A 14,503-nucleotide genomic window follows, 5' to 3' on the forward strand; every position below is an offset into this window, starting at 1 on the left:
GAGCCGTCACCAAGATGCCCCGGGCGGGCGCACTGCCAGGAACGTTAGCGTTTGAGGCCAAGTGGGACGGGTATAGATGTATCGCGATCCGAGACAATAACGGGGCCTCTTTGTGGTTGCGGCAGGGAAAGGACCTGACCAGGTATTCTGTCGGCGTGAAGCGCCTCCGTGCTGACCTTTGGCCAGGTGGGAGTGCAGTTGTCAGTGCGCGACAGGTGTTGCTCACGTGTTGTCAGGGGAATGCAATAGCAGCAACCTCATATGCGGCATAGGATTTGCGATTCTGTGAGTATGTCAACGAATTTCAGGACCACTGTGACCGCGTGATCCAGGACCACCGGATACGTTGCTGGCCGATACCAGCGAAGCGTCCCTGAACGAGACGAACAGCGGTGGCATGCCCGGCGGAGATGCTGTCCGAAGCGGCTGCAGCCGTGGTCCATCGGAGCCGGCACCGAGGATCTAGTCACCTTTTTCGGACGGGATAGCCCAGACGCTCCAGGCACTGAAAAACATCGTATGGGTGTTGGGTGAGGAACCCCCAAGGCATGTTTTCCTCGGGGCGAGGAGATTCAACGTCTCTGTCATTCGAATAACTCGAAGGGGGTTGAAGGAGGGGCCCGATGGGTACCCGAGGTTGAGGCCGCTGACCGCGGAGCGCAGAATTACTGCCGCTCCCGCCTCTCACGCGCGTCCTATCAGCTCGGCCACGCGATCGAGTTCCTCCTCCTGATTGTAGAAATGTACCGCCAGTCGAATCCTGCCGGCACGGACCGAAGCCACTACGTTGGCTTGGCTGAACCGGGCCATTACCGCTTCGGTGTCGCTTACGGGGACGGAGACGATGGTAGAGCGCTGCTGGTCAGGGAATGGGTGGAAGGAGGATCTCTCCGCCGCCAGCGCGCCCTGCAGGCGTCGGGCCAGCCGGGCATTGCGTTCGAGAAGAGCACTGATTCCGAACCGGCGGAAGATACCGAGCGCCGCCTGATCGGCCAGGGCAGGAAACCACGCCAGGGAGGCGTCCAGCTTCGACGCCGTGGGCGACAGGTCCATGGCAGGTCCGTAGAAGCTCTCGGCCGGCTTCCGGGCGGCCTTCCAGCCAGGAACGATGGGTTGGAGGCGGTCGAGCAGCTCGCGGCGGACATAGAGGTAGCCCATGCCCCTTGATCCGAGAAGGAACTTGTGGCTGGCGGCCGCCAGGAAATCCATGCCGTCGCGCACCACATCAAGCGGCACCGCGCCGGCCGCCTGGCAGGCGTCGACGAAGAACCAGGCGCCGGAACTGGCAGCGACCCGGCTGAGCGCTGCCAGATCGGCCCGGTACCCGTTGGCCGAATGCACGGCGCTCACGGCTATCAGCCGGGTCCGGCCGTCGGCGGCTTGGCTAAACGTCTCGGCCGTCACTCCGTTCCCAGCCGGCGCCACGGTGCGGACCCGGTAGCCGCGCTCCCGGAGCAGGAGCCAAGGATAGTAGTTCGAGGCGAATTCGTTCTCGGCGACCACGATATTCTCGCCGCGCTTCGCGGGCGGCAGGTTGGCCGCCACAATCCCCGCCGCTGTGCTCACGGCCGGAACGATGGCGATCTCCCCGGCCGTGGCACCGACAATCTCCGCGAACATGGCGCGGGCGTCCTCCCCTGCTCGCTCGGCTTCCATCCAGTCGAACCGGCCGGCGGACCAGCGCTCGACCGCTCGTTCGTAGGCCTTCCTTGCGGGGGCGCAGCCGACGTTCATGCTGGCCGTGTTGAGGTAAATGGTGTCTTTGAGTCCAGGAAAGAGCTCGCGTATGTCCGCGGCTTGCATATCTGTGACAGCCCTCCCCGATCGTCATTGATCCTGCGGCGCCCCAGCCCGACAGGCACAAGGGTGCTCCGGCGCCGACCGAGCTGTCAATGCTCTGATGGCGAGTATTCAAGTTCGTCTGTTGCGGCTCCGAATCCGGTGAGGGCGTCGGCTCGTTTCGCACACATGACTTACGGAAGCGACCTCTACCCCCGCGGCGGCAACCTGTACGCCAGCAGGACCGAGATCGAGACGGCCATCGAGCTCACCATCGGTGACGCGACAGAGACATACTTCGTCTATACGCGCGAAGAAGCCGACGCCCTGCCGGACCGCGAAACCATCCTCACTCCCGGCGGCATCACGTTCCGCAAATGGGACGACTACGACGAACCGGGCGTCGCCGTCTGGACGCGCTGGCTGAACGACCCGATCCGCACCGACGGACGCGACAAGACCCTGCGCTTCCTCGCCAAAGTTCTCAACACCGCGCCCGGAAACCGCCGATGTTTGAGAAGTCCACGACACCGCCCGCGCCACCATCCTCATGGCCAAGGACATCAATGACTCCTTGAACCAGCATCACATCAACACCAGCCACCTGCTGCTCAGCATCACTGGAGGCGTCGCCTCAAAGCCGCCATGGTAGAACCCGCCAGGCGTTTCCCCGAAGGCCGAGGCAGTGATCGCCGCCCGGACCACTGCCGAAGCAATTCATGATCAGACCGTCCCGACCCTGGAGCGCGGTACTGGCACCAACCCGAACCACGTTCCGTTCGCGCCCAACGTGAAGCTGGCCCTCGAGTTCGCTCTCCGGTCCTCCTTGATGCTCGGCGACAACCACATCGGCCCCGAGCAACTGCTCGCCGGTCTGAGCTCGCGACGTGAAGGACGTGCCCGACACGCCGATAGCTGCTTTTCCAGACAGATGTCGCAGTATAGAAATGCGACGTGCCCGACAGCCCCTTTGGGCCCAACAGAACCGGTACTTCCCCGAATTAACCGAAGCCATCGCGGCCGCCGTCCCGCCAGAGTGCGTGGTCGACGGCGAAGCCGTGATCTGGTCCGGTGACCAGCTGGACTTCTCCGCCTTGCAGCAACGTCTGGGAGCCAGCCCGAAAGCACTTCCCGGACTGGTCCGGGAGGCGCCTGCCAACTACGTCGCGTTCGACGTCCTTGCGGTGGCCGGACATGATGCCTGGGACCTGCCGCTGCACCAGCGCCGGACGCTGTTGGAAGAACTCGCCACCGGCTGGGAGCCTCCGCTGTCCCTCTCCCCTACCACCACCGACCCCGACGTCGCCGCACAGTGGTTTGAAGAGCTGCCGCGCACAGGGATCGAAGGGCTGATCATCAAAGGCACAGACCAGCCATACACCCCAGGGGTCCGCTCGTGGCTGAAGCTGAAGCACCGGGAAACCGTGGAGGTCGTCTGCGGGGCGGTGATTGGACCGATCACCCGACCCTCCGAGGTCGTGGCCGGGCTGGTCCTGGACGGTGAGCTGCGGATCGTCGGCCGCTCCAGCCCGCTGAAAGGAGCAGAGGCCCGGGAACTGGCGCGCTGGCTGCGACCGCCCCCGCGGCCATCATCCCTGGCCCGCCACCGTGAAAGGCACGACGCTGGACAGGTTCAACCGGGACAAGGAACCTGTCGTCCTCACACTGGTCGAACCGGCGGTCGTGGAAGTCTCGGCCGACACGGCCTGGTCGGGCCGCTCCTTCCGGCACGCACCCCGCTTGCTCCGGGTACGTCCGGAGTTGCATCCGGATGACGTCATCCCGCCCGAGAGCCTAAAGCCTCAGTTAGGTGGCACCAGCACTGAGTCGTAGGGCACCCATCCGGCGGCGGCAACCGCCGCAGCTGGCGACGTCCGTATCTCTCGCCGATCACTTCCATGATGTGGCCGCGCAATGCAGCGTGGGTGACTCCGAGGGTGTCGAGGCCTGGTCGGCCAGTTCTTTGTCACCGGTGAGCGTGAGCAGCAGTTGTTGGGCGCCGACGTAGTTGTGGTTCAGCCCGTGGGTCTCCTCTTGGGAGAGGACGAGAGTGCGGCGGGCAGAGCCGCTGAAGCGTTCGAACACGGTGGTCCTTCCGGTCGAGCAGAGTGGCTGGCCATCATGTGTGTGGAGAGCAGCGCCAGCCTCCCCACGGGCGGGTCCACGGGAGTGTGTCAAAGTTGCGCAGACATGGCGGTAGGGCTGTCTCAATCTTGAGACTGTCGCCCTACACTGAATGCCGTGAGTTCAGAGTCTCCGCGCGGTCGATCCCTCAGTTCGCCGATGATTGCAGTCATCGCCGTGGGCGCGGTCCTTGTGCTGGTGATTGCCGTTGTTGTCGGCTTTCGGATCGGTCAGTCCGTGCTGACGGGCGCCCCGTAAAGTGCAGTGTCGACGGCTGCTGCTTCGTCACCCGTAGCCGTGCCGTCCGGCACGCCAACTGTTGAGAGCGAGCCGACGGAAAGCCCGGAACCGAAGCCGGTTATCACCAGCGCAACGCCGACCGCGCCCAGGCCGACGTTGGTGCCGGAGACACCAACTCTGCCGGTGACACAAACGCCACTGCCGGAAGTGTCCTTCGCTGAAGTCCAGCCACCGCCGCCCCCGCCCCCGACTGAAGCACCTGAACAACTTCCCCCTGGTCCGCCCAGCCCAAGCCCGGAGCCAACGTGTCCTGCCGACAAGGGAATGACGCTGACGATCGTCAAAGCCGAACTTGATCCGATCGCTACCAGTGCTTCCCACGACGTGTTCCGGCTGACCTTCGTCCTGGACAACAAGTTCTCGGTACCGGTCAGCATCCGGGTTGGTAGTGAAACGCTTAGGGCCACCGCCGTCCGGGCTGATGGTGCGGAGATGGGGACAGGAGATGTCCCCCTCTCCGAAATATACGAAGAAGTACCGCCCGGCCGGAAGACCTTCGCGATGGAAGGCAGCGACTACGTGATGACGCAACAAACCTCCGGTTCGTCGATTGCGTCCTTCAAACTCAGCGGCTCCGCGTGGCTAGACACCAACACCTGGGACATCGAAAACTCAATGTCTTGCGACTACAAGGGCCTCTCCTTCGGCAAGCCGCTGCAGGGATACTGGGCCAGCAGCTGAACCACCGTGTACTGGAGGGCGGGCTGCCCGTCAGTTGGCGCGGGTGCGCAGCTCGAAGTCGGCTCGCTCCGGCTGGACGCAGTACGCGGTGAGAATCTCCAGTGCTTCGGTGGCCTGCGCGTGTGCTCGTCGAATCCGTCGTAAGCCCGGGCTGTTTCCTCTCGGCGCCTCTCGGCCATGAGGAGTACCCCAGAGTCCACTTGACGGTCGGCGCTCAGTCGGCCGTCTCGATGAGCTCAGGCCCGTTGTTCCGGACGCTGTTCACTCTCGTGCTGACAATCCTTGGCGTCAGAGTCGGCTCAGGCAGGGAGTCCAGCAGGTGCTGGACGTCGTTCTTGTCAGTAAGGTCCGGGTCGAGCCACTCAGCGAAGCGGTCCCGCGGGATGATGACCGGGGAACGGTCGTGGACATGCCCCAGGGCGTCCTGCGTGGTGGTGGTCAGCACCGTGCAGCTGAGCAGCCACCGTGCCGGGTCATCCTCAGGCAGCTGTGGATCAGCCCAGAACTCGTACAGGCCGGCGAAGCCCAGCAAAGGCTCGTTCTCGGAGTACAGGTAGTTCGGGATCTTCTTGCCGTCCTCGGTCTTCTGCCACTCAAAGTAACCGTCCGCAGGTACGATTGCCCGGCGTTTCACGGCCGCCTTGCGGAACGACGGCTTTTCCAGGATGGTCTCGCTGCGGGCATTGATCAGTTTGTTGCCGATCTTGATGTCCTTGGCCCAGGACGGCACCAAGCCCCATTGGGCTACGAGCAGATGCCGCTCGATGGTGCCCTCATCCAGCCGCTCTGCCACTATCGGCACATCCTGGGTGGGTGCCACATTCCAGCTCGGCGGGGGAGGCGTGCCCTCCACCTCCTTGGCATCGAAGTAGCTCAGAAGGTCCCCGGTGGCCTTGGACATCACATATCTGCCGCACATGAAGCCATTCTGCCTGACGCGGCCCCCGCTGCCAGGTAGCCGCGCGAATAAGGATCAGCTCTTGGCCCTCCTCCAGGAGTGCGCGAAGGTTCTCGCGTGCTTCGTCGTAGGTCGCGCCTTATGCTTCGATGTGTACGTAGCTGCCGTCGGGATTAGTGATGGTGCCGGTAAGTGTCGCCGCATGATTTTATTTGGAATATCTACGGTTCCGAATAACGGACCATGCCAGGAGCAAGGCCAGAACTCTCCCCGGGCGAGGTCATCCTCCCGGAGCGACAGAAAACCCGCCCGGCCCCCCATCGTAGGCGGAGTTGCGGCAACTTAGCAGGGCCCGGTTCTTCGACGCGATGAACGTAGCGAAATTTCCGGACACATCACGCTGGACACACGAACGACCTACAACTCGCTGGACACGAGGAGCTTTGGCACCTCGCTCATGAGCGTTACCTGTCTCCGATCACCCGCGGTTTTTCCGAGAGCCCCCGGAGCTCTGCCGCTGTTCGCCTCCGGTCCCTATTCAGTTCGATGCACAACCAAATTTCAGCAACGAGCAGAACCGCATAGGGACCCAGGGCGGCAACGATCTCCCACCACTCAGCCGGAGCAGTGTGCACGATGATGTAGATAGGTTCGGACGGCAGCGAGTTAGCCACGTGGCAAGCCTAACGTTGCGCATCCTCATCGTGCTAGATCTTCTGCCACCCACTCAGCCTCATCAGTGCGCGACCAGAGCTGCAGATTTACAAGGCCATCCAGGGTGAGGCGGATTATCCAACTCGGAAGTCAACACACGGCGCCGCGGCCGGCTTCCTGTCCTTCCGCTGCAAGAGGCATCGAAGCCTAGGTGATGGTCGCCGCCGTCGGCGGATGACCCGTACTCTTATCCCGAGCGGCAACCGGCCCCACCCCGGTCCGCACAGCGGTCCACCCCGGTGGTCCACCGCGGTCCCGAGGCAACCTTCGCCCCGCGACGGACACGCGCGAACCATTTTGAATGAACCACAAAAGGACCACCCGTAGACCACCAGAGGGCCGCCCCCATCAGTGAGCGGCGATGCGCAGGCCCTTGCCCGGGGCCTGCGGAGGCAGGGCTTCAGCGATGATGGGGACGTGCCTACATTTCCGATCACGAAAGCCCGCCCCGCCGACGCCGTGCCGGCAAGACGCATGGGATACAACCTTTCCGCCGAGAAACTGCTGCTGCATACGATTCAGCCGCAGGAGGTGTTCGACGAGTTGCTATCCACAGGGGTGTTCGTGTCGGATCCGTCCCGGGTTGAGCCCCTGCACGCCGACGCCTACGCCTGGCTGTACCGGCAGATGGCTTCACGACTGAACACCGCAGGTGACGGGGCGGTCTGGTTCCGGGCACAAATCAGGCGCCAGGAGCTCGTGGAACTGTGTGCGGATTCTGCGCACGTCTCGAGCGTCTCTTCGAGGAAGTAGATGGCCGTGTCGGGGCCGCCAGAGTGGGACGGGATGCGGAATACCGGCACTGGCCGGAAGACGTGCGGAAGGACCTCGAGCTGAGCTGGGAGTTCATGTTAGACCCGCGCAATTACGGCCGGTACGAGTCCTGGCAGTACACGGTGCACACCCTGTACGAGGACCACGTCGCGCACGCAGTACAGCTCGAATGCTGATCCGGACGCAGGAGTTGGTTACCCGATAGGCGATAGCGGGCAACCAACTCCTGTTCGCCCCATATAGCTAGAGCGCGCCGTGGGCAACGCCGGGGAAAGGTCAACGTGGGTGCGCGCTCGGGCCGTGAGTGTGGTCATGCCTGATGTGTGTGCGGCTGGGCGCCTGCACGACAAAGAGCCACCGTTGCCGGTGCCTGGCGCGTCAACGAGAATTCTCGAAAGAAAAAAGGGGATCCATGAGCCAGACGCCGTTCAGCACCCACGTGTCCAACGTCAGGGCCGCGGTACTCGCGCGGGACTCCTACCCGGAGTTCCGGACTCCGGGCCGGCTTGAGCGCACGAAGGCCGCCGTGGACATGCTGGCCGCCCGCCTCCTCGCCGCAGGGTCCGCACTGCCGGAGGAAAAAGGCCGCCATCATCGCGTGGGTGGTGCGCTTCCGCACGGAGACGGCATCGGTGTTCCCGCAGCCGAAGGCTGAGTCTGTGGCGAAGGCCGAACAGAGGGTTGCGCGGATGAAGGCGAAGCGTGAATCCGGGAAGAAGCAGCAGGCGCCGGCGCGGAAGTCAGCTGCCCGTAAGGCGAAGGCCACCAAGGGTGAACGGGGGGCGCGGCGCGAGCCGCACGACCCCAAGGTGAACGGGCTCAACGCCAAACGACCTTCCCCTGTTGCCCAGTTGTCCGGTGCGGAGAAGAGGGTCGAGTTCGGACGACTGGAGGCCCGCTACAAGGCCATTGCCTACGCGAGGAAGCCTGACACCGAGCTTGCCGAGCGGCAGTGGCGATCTGCCGCGACCGCGCTTCTCGCCGACCTTCACGAGTACCAGCATGAAGTCCGCGGCCTGCTTTCAGCGTCCTTCTACGACAAGGTCCTTGAGGACTTCCGGCGATGGAGGACGGGGCTGAAAGCCATATCGCTGGGCGCAATTTCGGGGTCTGTGTCCTACGCCCCGGTACCCTCGGAGCTCTCGTCCCGAAAGGGTGGGCCGGTTGTTTCCGGCGGGCTGCCGACCCTGGGCCGCAGACGGGAAGCGTGCCCGCCCAGGGTGGCGCCTATGTGGGGGTGCTTCTAGTTGTCGCCGATGGGGCCGGTGAAGATCAGCGAGGACAGCGAGCCGAAGCCAAGGTCCACCAAGGTGACGAACGGGATCATGAAGGCGACAAACGCCACGACCGCCGCCGTGTAGCGGAAGAGTTCCTTGCGGGTCGGAGTGACGACCTTGCGCAGCTCCCCGATGACCTGCCGGATGAACAGGAAACTGGTGCCGAAGAAGCCCCTTTTCTCTTTCGCGGCGGCCGGTGCTTGCGGCCCCCGGAGAGGGGCCTATCCCGGTGGGTCAGGGTCGGGGTCATTACGTTTTTCCTTGCTTAGGTCGGTTCCGCCCTTGGCAGGGTGGGCGTTGCTCAGCAACCATGTGTGCGGCACCATGGACCGCCCTCTTCAACCCAGGTTTGAGGGATTCTGCCGAAATAGGGCTTCAACCAGTACCCTACGAACCCTGTCGAGCTCCGGCCAACCGCTCCCGAAGGTCCATCCAGCACCCTGACCGTCGACAAAAATCCAGATGGTCTCGTGGGGCCCCTCCTGCTCCCAATAGCCAAAGTTCATCGCCGCGGCTCGAGGGTACTTTGCATCCCACCCCGCAGTCACCTCAGACCTGATCTTGCTTCGCTCCTTCTCCCACCTCATGCGTGCAGCAGGGTACGTGTCTGCAGATACAAACTCTGGCAACGGCGGCGAGACGATGCACCCCTCGTCGAGGACAATGTCAGTGTCGTAGGGGTGATCAGAAGGTATCCAGACTGTCCTGTCCGCTCCAATGCGGCCCCCTTTGCCGAGGAACTGATGCAAGGTGTCTTCGATTTCGCGAGAAACCCTCCGGACACGTACATAAGTGTCTGTGTGAGTTTCCCGTCCCCACTCATATAATCGCTGCCCGCGCTCCCTCTGCGCGGCTTCCTCGAGCTTCCTGGCAGCAAGAGCTGTTTCGAAACTGAATGCGTCGTCGCCCATAGGCAGAGGTTACGCGGGGCTTGCGTTGCAGAACAGGTGTTCCTTTGCCCAGTAGGGCGCTACGGGCGGTTGATGCCCCGGGGGTTGTAGCCCGGCTCCTTCGCTGCGCGTTCCGCGGCATCCTTCATCATGGACTTCCATCGGATGTCACCGGTGCCCTCGATGTGGTCTTCGTCGAACTCGTAAGCCAGGGCATCGAGCTGGATGTGCGGGAGCGACACCTCGGTGCCGGAGACGAACACATAGACGTCGCTATCGCCCCGCTGGATCAGCTCCCAGTGACGGCCGTCCTTGTCGATGTCCACGGCGATGATCCGGTCCCCGTTATTGGCGTACCGGACGCCGAAGTCGCGGACGTTCGAATCGCCCCCCGTACTGTTATGTGCCTCATCTGCCCGCGTCTCATGACTGCCGTTACACGCTGGGACGCGTTTTGTCAATTTTTCGAAGTGACAAGCGACCGCACCCTCGGGCATACTCGTCAGCGTGCTACAAATCAAGGCTTCAGTCAGAGGTGCTCAGGGTCTATGCCTCCCGGATGGAAAGTTCCTGTCAGCGGAACGTTTGCACTCGGCGGGTGTCAGAGCGGACTACCCGCTCGCGCTGACGCGCGATATGCGGCCCCACCCAGTCGTGAACGAATACCTGCGTCATATCTGCTTCCTAGACCGAAAGACAGTCTGGCAATACGCGTACGAAATTCGAGCCTTCGCGTCCTACCTCGACAGCCAAGGCTCGTCCCTGCTGACAGCCCAGCGCTTTGACGTCAACAAGTACAGGACAAGCCGTCTTGAAGTTGGCCAAAAACCCATCACCATGTCGACGTGGCTGCAGATTGAGTCTGCTCTAGACGGGTTCTTCAACTGGATGCGGGCCGAAGGCCTCCGCGAGACCCAACCCGTGGAGAGATCTCCTGGCAACAAGAAACGACGCATGAAACCGCGGCGAATGAAGATCCGTCATCTAACTCTCGAACAGTGGGCAACCTTTATGCTTTTAGGCGTCCGTGGGAAAACGCCGACAGGTTCGGAGCACGCAGGCTTCCGCGGCACTGCCACCCGCCGAATGAGAACCGGATGCGAAATTGCTTTGGGCACTGGGAATCTCAATGTTTCTGTCAAGCCGCCTGAGCGCTGATTCTTGGCATTGGTTCCTGGTAAATGGTGCGGTCGCGGAGCATGGCCCAGAGGACGTTGATGCGGCGCCTTGCGAGGGCTATGAGTGCCTGTTTATGTGACTTTCCTTCTCCGCGCTTCCGGTCGTAATAGGTTCTTGAGGCCGGGCTGTTCTTCAGGCTGGAGAGGGCGGCGAGGTAGCAGGTTCGCAGGAGCCTGCGATTGAAGCGATGTGGTCGGTGCAGGTTCCCGCTGATACGTCCGGAATCACGTGGGACCGGAGCCAGACCCGCGACGCTGGCGAGCCGGTCGACGGAGTCGAACCCGTCCAGGTTACCGCCGATATTCGCGAGGAAAGTCGCCGCGAGCACCGGCCCGAACCCGGGCATACTGAGCAGAATATCGGCGCTTTCGTGCTGCCGGAACAGCTCGGTGATCTGGGCTTCGACGTCGGCGATTTATGCGTCGATGGCGTTGATCTGCCCGGTCAGCCGGACGACCAGGGCCGAGCCTGTGGATTGTGTTGGCAGGACGGTGTGTTGGGCGTTTGCGGCCTGGAGGGCTTTTTCTGCCATCGCCGTGCTGTTGCGGCAGCCGCGCTTTTTGAGCCACCCTGTGAGCCTGGTGAATCCCGCGCGCCGGATGGCCTCCGGGGTCTGATAGCCGCCCAGTAGGATCAGGGGCGCCTTCTTCGAGTAGTCGAACGCCCGCTCCAGCGCCGGGAAGTACTCCAGCAAAGTGGCCCGAAGCCGGTTGATTGCCCGGACCCGGTCACAGATCAGATCCGTGCGCCGCGCCGTAAGGAGCCGCAAGTCCACACTGACTATGTCAACCTTTTTTGGCCCCAGCATGACGGTTAGTCCTGGCCCCACTGAGGAATGAGTATGTCAACCTGATTCAGGGCTTGTCGTGTTCCAAAATATGACCATGGCTTGTAGCCTCAGCTCATGAGCGAGGCCGAGGAGCATCCCAAGAGGTTGCAACCCAAGATGACGCGCGGCGGCTTTCGCGTTCAGTTTGTCCTGTGGTCGATCTGGACGGCGCTGCAGTTCGTAATCGTCGTTAGGAAATTGGTCTTGGGAACTGCCTGGGATCTGGGGGAATACCTGTTCCTCGCAGGGTTGATCTTAGGCGTCGCGTTCTTAGGGTTCCTTTTGTACGTTCGTCATCATGATGGCCATTTCTGGGAAGACGAAGAGGCTAAGAGAGCTGATTGGGACCGTCGGGGACGGGCACTATGATGCTGCAGAAGCGCCAACTGCAGTGGGCCCGTTATGGCGTCTTGAACCGGGAACCGAGCTAGTCTGCGGCTTGTTGGGCGATGGTGTGGGCGAGACGGTAGGAATCGGTGCCGGTTTCGATGATGGTGCCGTTAAAGGTCAGCCGGTCCACGATAGCAGCACATAGACGCGGGTCGCTGAAGGTCTTGGTCCACCCGGAGAAGGATTCGTTGGATGCGATGGCGATGGAGTTCTTCTCTTCGCGTTCGGTGAGGACCTGGAAGAGGAGCTCCGCGCCGCGGCGGTCCAGTTCCATATAGCCCAGTTCGTCAATGCACAGCAGGTCCACGCGCCCATAGCGGGCGATGGTCTTGGCCAGGACTTTCTCATCTGCGGCCTCGACAAGTTCATTCACGAGCCGGGTCGCGAGGGTGTATTTGACCCGGTAGCCCTGTTCCGCCGCCGCGGTGCCGAGCCCGATGAGCAGGTGGGACTTGCCCGTTCCAGAGTCCCCGATGAGGCAGAGGGGTGCGCTTTTGCGGATCCAGTCCCCGGTCGCGAAGGGTGTGGATGGTGGCGGGGTTGATGTTCGGGTTCGCGTCGAAATCAAAATCCCCGAGCCATTTGTCCCGGGGAAAGCCTGCCGCTTTGACCCGGCGGATAGAGGAGCGCCGGTCCCGGTCATCGCATTCGGCCAGCAGCAGCTCGGCCAGGAATCCCTGGTAGGAGAGTTGTTCCTTCCCGGCGACGGTGAGGGCTTCGTCCAGGACCGCACGGACGGTGGGCAGGCGCAGCCGGCGGCAGGCCTGGTCCACGGCGGCGACGGCGGCCTGTTCGGTCAGGCCGCGCCGCCGGCGCAAGGTCGGGGTGATGGTGGTGGCCGGTGCGGTGGGACTCATGAGATGTTCTCCTTCGTCTCGGTTCCTGCAGGGTGTTCGGCGCGTTTGGCCAGCAACTCGTCATAGGCGCTGACCGACGGCACGGGCCGGGTATCCCGGGGCAGCCCGGCGATGACGGCTGCCGGGTCCATTAGCCGGCGCTGGGTCAGGCCGACAACTCGTTGCACTTTCGCTTCAGCATGAGCACCGCGATGACGGTCCGAACCGGACCCACCCGCGGTCGAATCGCTTGCGTGTCTGCGGGCCTCGACCGCAACGACATCGGCGCTGACCGCGCCCACGCCCAGCGCCGCGGTGATCCCTGCCTCGATGTCTGGGGCGTCCATGGAACGGTGGAGTAGCAGGACGTCGATCAGTGCGCGGGTCCCCTCGGCGTCGCCGTTGACCCGGCGCGAGGCGGCCCAGAAGGCTTCATGGGCGCTGGTGAACGCCCCGGACACCCGAGCCCGGGCCAAGGCCGTGGAGCCAGGCAAAGCGCCGGGCTTGGTTTTGAGCACCTCCACGTAATGGTCCAGCTGGACCGACTGCCCGCTCTTGGCAACGATCCGCTGATGCCTGGCCACCACCGCGCGGCCGTCGAACACCACAAGTTCCGACGCCCGCAGAGACACGCGGACTCTTCTGCCGATGAACCGTGCCGGAACGGAGTACTTCACCATCCGCACCGTGATCATGGAGGACCTGTCCACTCTCGGGTTCACCACCAAACCGGGGTCGAACTCTTCGGCCGGCAGCGCTGCCAGGAACGGAGCCTCTGCGGCGAGGTCCTGGCCGATGGTGCGGATCCGGTCATTGATCCGCCGCTGATCGTCTTGGACCTCCCACGCCCGGATCCGGTCGTTGAGCTCTTCAAGGGATTTCGCGACAGGCATCGGGGAGAGCCGGTTGCGGCGGAACCAGCCCACCTCACCCTCGACCCCGCCTTTCTCGTGAGCTCCGGCTATACCTGGCTGGCAATAAAAGGCATCAAAACCATAGAACGAGCGGAACAAGACCCACCGGTCGTTTTCCAGGCGGTTCCGGCCCTGTCCGAACACCACGGACCTGACGGCACTGGTGAGGTTGTCATAGCGGATGTGTTTGACCGGCACGCCGCCGATCTCGTTGAACGCCTCGATATGGCCTTCCAGAAATGCTTCCTGGGCTTGCGTGGGGTAAATCCGGTGGATGGCCTTGCCGGAGTGGGAGAGCCGGAAGATGAACATGTGGCACTTCGTCTTCACCCCGTTCAGCATGATCCAGACTTCGCCGAAGTCCACTTCCGCCTCCGCACCCGGGGCGTGTTCCTGCGGAATGAACCCCTCAACGCGGCGGCCAGCCTCCACATCGATCAGGGCCCGGCGGACCCGGACATAATCACGGACCGTCGAATACGACAGTTCCTGGGCACCGTGCTCCTCGATGAGCCGGGCCAGGATCCGGCGGGCCGTGTGGCGTTGCTTCCGCGGCGCCGTCGTGTCCTCGACGAGCATGGCATCGATCGCGGCTTTAAGTGGTTCCAGCCGCCAGGACACCCCTTGTCTCGGCTTACGTTCCGGCGGCGCAGCTGATTCCAGAGCCTGCCTTACCGTCCTCCTGTGCACCCCGTGCCGGGCCGCCAGCGCACGAACCGACAAGTCCTCGACCCGGGCATCTCGTCGGATCCGTGCGAACAACTCCACTCTCGACTCCATCCAGACCAGCCTTCCGCCGTATCCATCCAGTGATGAATCCAACGTTGAAGGTGGGGCCCCATATAACCGTCACAAGATGCCCGGCGAGTCACGAAGTGGGGCCAGAAATAACCGTCCTACCGGGGCCATCCAAACCTG

20 protein-coding genes and 1 pseudogene are annotated in these 14,503 nt (G+C 63.1%); 10 read left to right on the plus strand and 11 right to left on the minus strand.

What is annotated here, in order from left to right; all coding sequences use genetic code 11:
- Window positions 1–684: 684 nt before the first annotated feature.
- Entirely contained in the window at window positions 685–1,803 is a 1,119-nt protein-coding gene (locus B1A87_RS07645) for an aminotransferase class V-fold PLP-dependent enzyme (RefSeq protein WP_078029442.1), read from the minus strand.
- A gap of 165 nt (window positions 1,804–1,968) precedes the next feature.
- Between B1A87_RS07645 and B1A87_RS07650 the strand changes: the two genes are divergently transcribed.
- Together B1A87_RS07650 and B1A87_RS07655 are read left to right on the plus strand one after the other, a co-directional pair.
- Complete coding sequence (locus tag B1A87_RS07650) at window positions 1,969–2,349, plus strand: hypothetical protein (RefSeq protein ID WP_078029441.1); 381 nt, start codon at window positions 1,969–1,971, stop codon at window positions 2,347–2,349.
- Window positions 2,350–2,726: 377 nt separating this feature from the next.
- Window positions 2,727–3,554 (plus strand): ATP-dependent DNA ligase, encoded by an 828-nt coding sequence (locus B1A87_RS07655; RefSeq protein WP_260680745.1) that lies wholly within the window; start codon window positions 2,727–2,729, stop codon window positions 3,552–3,554.
- A gap of 115 nt (window positions 3,555–3,669) precedes the next feature.
- Here B1A87_RS07655 and B1A87_RS07660 read toward each other — a convergent pair whose 3' ends face one another.
- Window positions 3,670–3,864 carry a hypothetical protein gene (locus B1A87_RS07660; RefSeq protein WP_078029440.1) on the minus strand — a complete coding sequence of 65 codons (195 nt, stop codon included), beginning with the start codon at window positions 3,862–3,864 and terminating at the stop codon, window positions 3,670–3,672.
- A 156-nt stretch (window positions 3,865–4,020) separates the two neighbouring features.
- On the opposite strand from B1A87_RS07660, the gene B1A87_RS22920 reads away from it, so the two are divergent.
- Window positions 4,021–4,161 carry a hypothetical protein gene (locus tag B1A87_RS22920; protein WP_185982277.1) on the plus strand — a complete coding sequence of 47 codons (141 nt, stop codon included), beginning with the start codon at window positions 4,021–4,023 and terminating at the stop codon, window positions 4,159–4,161.
- Window positions 4,162–4,467: 306 nt separating this feature from the next.
- Window positions 4,468–4,884: a hypothetical protein gene (locus B1A87_RS07665; protein WP_078029439.1), complete on the plus strand. Its 417-nt coding sequence runs from the start codon at window positions 4,468–4,470 to the stop codon at window positions 4,882–4,884.
- Window positions 4,885–5,098: 214 nt separating this feature from the next.
- Here B1A87_RS07665 and B1A87_RS07670 read toward each other — a convergent pair whose 3' ends face one another.
- A complete protein-coding gene (locus B1A87_RS07670; RefSeq protein WP_078029438.1) occupies window positions 5,099–5,803 on the minus strand; it encodes an SOS response-associated peptidase in 705 nt (234 codons plus the stop codon).
- 443 nt (window positions 5,804–6,246) lie between these two features.
- On the minus strand, window positions 6,247–6,456 hold the full coding sequence (locus tag B1A87_RS07675; protein ID WP_078029437.1) for a hypothetical protein: 210 nt from the start codon (window positions 6,454–6,456) through the stop codon (window positions 6,247–6,249).
- Between the two features lie 457 nt (window positions 6,457–6,913).
- Here B1A87_RS07675 and B1A87_RS07680 point away from each other — a divergent pair, with 457 nt between their 5' ends.
- The 4 genes from B1A87_RS07680 to B1A87_RS07690 all read left to right on the plus strand — a co-directional run bounded on the left by B1A87_RS07680 (window position 6,914) and on the right by B1A87_RS07690 (window position 8,517).
- Window positions 6,914–7,249 carry a hypothetical protein gene (locus B1A87_RS07680; RefSeq protein ID WP_139362901.1) on the plus strand — a complete coding sequence of 112 codons (336 nt, stop codon included), beginning with the start codon at window positions 6,914–6,916 and terminating at the stop codon, window positions 7,247–7,249.
- A 23-nt stretch (window positions 7,250–7,272) separates the two neighbouring features.
- Window positions 7,273–7,446: a hypothetical protein gene (locus tag B1A87_RS22925; RefSeq protein WP_185982278.1), complete on the plus strand. Its 174-nt coding sequence runs from the start codon at window positions 7,273–7,275 to the stop codon at window positions 7,444–7,446.
- A gap of 236 nt (window positions 7,447–7,682) precedes the next feature.
- Window positions 7,683–7,925: a hypothetical protein gene (locus B1A87_RS07685; protein ID WP_078029435.1), complete on the plus strand. Its 243-nt coding sequence runs from the start codon at window positions 7,683–7,685 to the stop codon at window positions 7,923–7,925.
- A 34-nt stretch (window positions 7,926–7,959) separates the two neighbouring features.
- Entirely contained in the window at window positions 7,960–8,517 is a 558-nt protein-coding gene (locus tag B1A87_RS07690; protein WP_139362900.1) for a hypothetical protein, read from the plus strand.
- Here the strand turns inward: B1A87_RS07690 and secE are convergent.
- The 3 genes from secE to B1A87_RS07705 form a co-directional block, all read right to left on the minus strand.
- Window positions 8,514–8,699: a preprotein translocase subunit SecE gene (gene secE / locus B1A87_RS07695; RefSeq protein WP_078029433.1), complete on the minus strand. Its 186-nt coding sequence runs from the start codon at window positions 8,697–8,699 to the stop codon at window positions 8,514–8,516. The genes B1A87_RS07690 and secE overlap by 4 nt on opposite strands.
- Window positions 8,700–8,885: 186 nt before the next feature.
- Window positions 8,886–9,458, minus strand: coding sequence for a hypothetical protein (locus tag B1A87_RS07700; protein WP_078029432.1), 573 nt, complete (start codon window positions 9,456–9,458; stop codon window positions 8,886–8,888).
- A 59-nt stretch (window positions 9,459–9,517) separates the two neighbouring features.
- Entirely contained in the window at window positions 9,518–9,763 is a 246-nt protein-coding gene (locus B1A87_RS07705) for a hypothetical protein (RefSeq protein ID WP_185982279.1), read from the minus strand.
- Window positions 9,764–10,091: 328 nt separating this feature from the next.
- Between B1A87_RS07705 and B1A87_RS07710 the strand changes: the two genes are divergently transcribed.
- A complete protein-coding gene (locus tag B1A87_RS07710) occupies window positions 10,092–10,595 on the plus strand; it encodes a site-specific integrase (RefSeq protein ID WP_185982280.1) in 504 nt (167 codons plus the stop codon).
- On the opposite strand, the gene B1A87_RS23715 is transcribed toward B1A87_RS07710, so the two are convergent.
- Window positions 10,576–11,031, minus strand: a complete 456-nt coding sequence (locus B1A87_RS23715; protein WP_313902504.1) for a transposase — start codon at window positions 11,029–11,031, stop codon at window positions 10,576–10,578. The two genes, B1A87_RS07710 and B1A87_RS23715, sit on opposite strands and share 20 nt — an antisense overlap.
- Window positions 11,032–11,424 carry an IS110 family transposase gene (locus B1A87_RS23720; protein WP_260680746.1) on the minus strand — a complete coding sequence of 131 codons (393 nt, stop codon included), beginning with the start codon at window positions 11,422–11,424 and terminating at the stop codon, window positions 11,032–11,034.
- 96 nt (window positions 11,425–11,520) lie between these two features.
- Here B1A87_RS23720 and B1A87_RS07720 point away from each other — a divergent pair, with 96 nt between their 5' ends.
- A complete protein-coding gene (locus B1A87_RS07720) occupies window positions 11,521–11,814 on the plus strand; it encodes a hypothetical protein (protein WP_078029430.1) in 294 nt (97 codons plus the stop codon).
- 58 nt (window positions 11,815–11,872) lie between these two features.
- Here the strand turns inward: B1A87_RS07720 and istB are convergent.
- Both istB and istA read right to left on the minus strand, forming a co-directional pair.
- A pseudogene (istB, locus tag B1A87_RS07725) lies at window positions 11,873–12,692 on the minus strand (IS21-like element helper ATPase IstB).
- Complete coding sequence (gene istA / locus B1A87_RS07730) at window positions 12,689–14,365, minus strand: IS21 family transposase (protein WP_078029429.1); 1,677 nt, start codon at window positions 14,363–14,365, stop codon at window positions 12,689–12,691. The pseudogene istB and the gene istA overlap by 4 nt, the downstream one beginning before the upstream one ends.
- Window positions 14,366–14,503 lie beyond the last annotated feature (138 nt).

This window comes from Arthrobacter sp. KBS0703 (assembly GCF_002008315.2).
Lineage (GTDB): Bacteria > Actinomycetota > Actinomycetes > Actinomycetales > Micrococcaceae > Arthrobacter.

Coding starts and splice junctions, on each gene's coding strand:
- B1A87_RS07670 (WP_078029438.1), bottom strand. CDS start 5,803: ATGTGCGGCAGATATGTGATGTCCAAGGCCACCGGGGACCTTCTGAGC.
- B1A87_RS07685 (WP_078029435.1), top strand. CDS start 7,683: ATGAGCCAGACGCCGTTCAGCACCCACGTGTCCAACGTCAGGGCCGCG.
- B1A87_RS23720 (WP_260680746.1), bottom strand. CDS start 11,424: ATGCTGGGGCCAAAAAAGGTTGACATAGTCAGTGTGGACTTGCGGCTC.
- B1A87_RS07665 (WP_078029439.1), top strand. CDS start 4,468: ATGACGCTGACGATCGTCAAAGCCGAACTTGATCCGATCGCTACCAGT.
- B1A87_RS07700 (WP_078029432.1), bottom strand. CDS start 9,458: ATGGGCGACGACGCATTCAGTTTCGAAACAGCTCTTGCTGCCAGGAAG.
- B1A87_RS07645 (WP_078029442.1), bottom strand. CDS start 1,803: ATGCAAGCCGCGGACATACGCGAGCTCTTTCCTGGACTCAAAGACACC.
- istA (WP_078029429.1), bottom strand. CDS start 14,365: ATGGAGTCGAGAGTGGAGTTGTTCGCACGGATCCGACGAGATGCCCGG.
- B1A87_RS07690 (WP_139362900.1), top strand. CDS start 7,960: ATGAAGGCGAAGCGTGAATCCGGGAAGAAGCAGCAGGCGCCGGCGCGG.
- B1A87_RS07720 (WP_078029430.1), top strand. CDS start 11,521: ATGAGCGAGGCCGAGGAGCATCCCAAGAGGTTGCAACCCAAGATGACG.
- B1A87_RS07650 (WP_078029441.1), top strand. CDS start 1,969: ATGACTTACGGAAGCGACCTCTACCCCCGCGGCGGCAACCTGTACGCC.
- B1A87_RS07655 (WP_260680745.1), top strand. CDS start 2,727: ATGCGACGTGCCCGACAGCCCCTTTGGGCCCAACAGAACCGGTACTTC.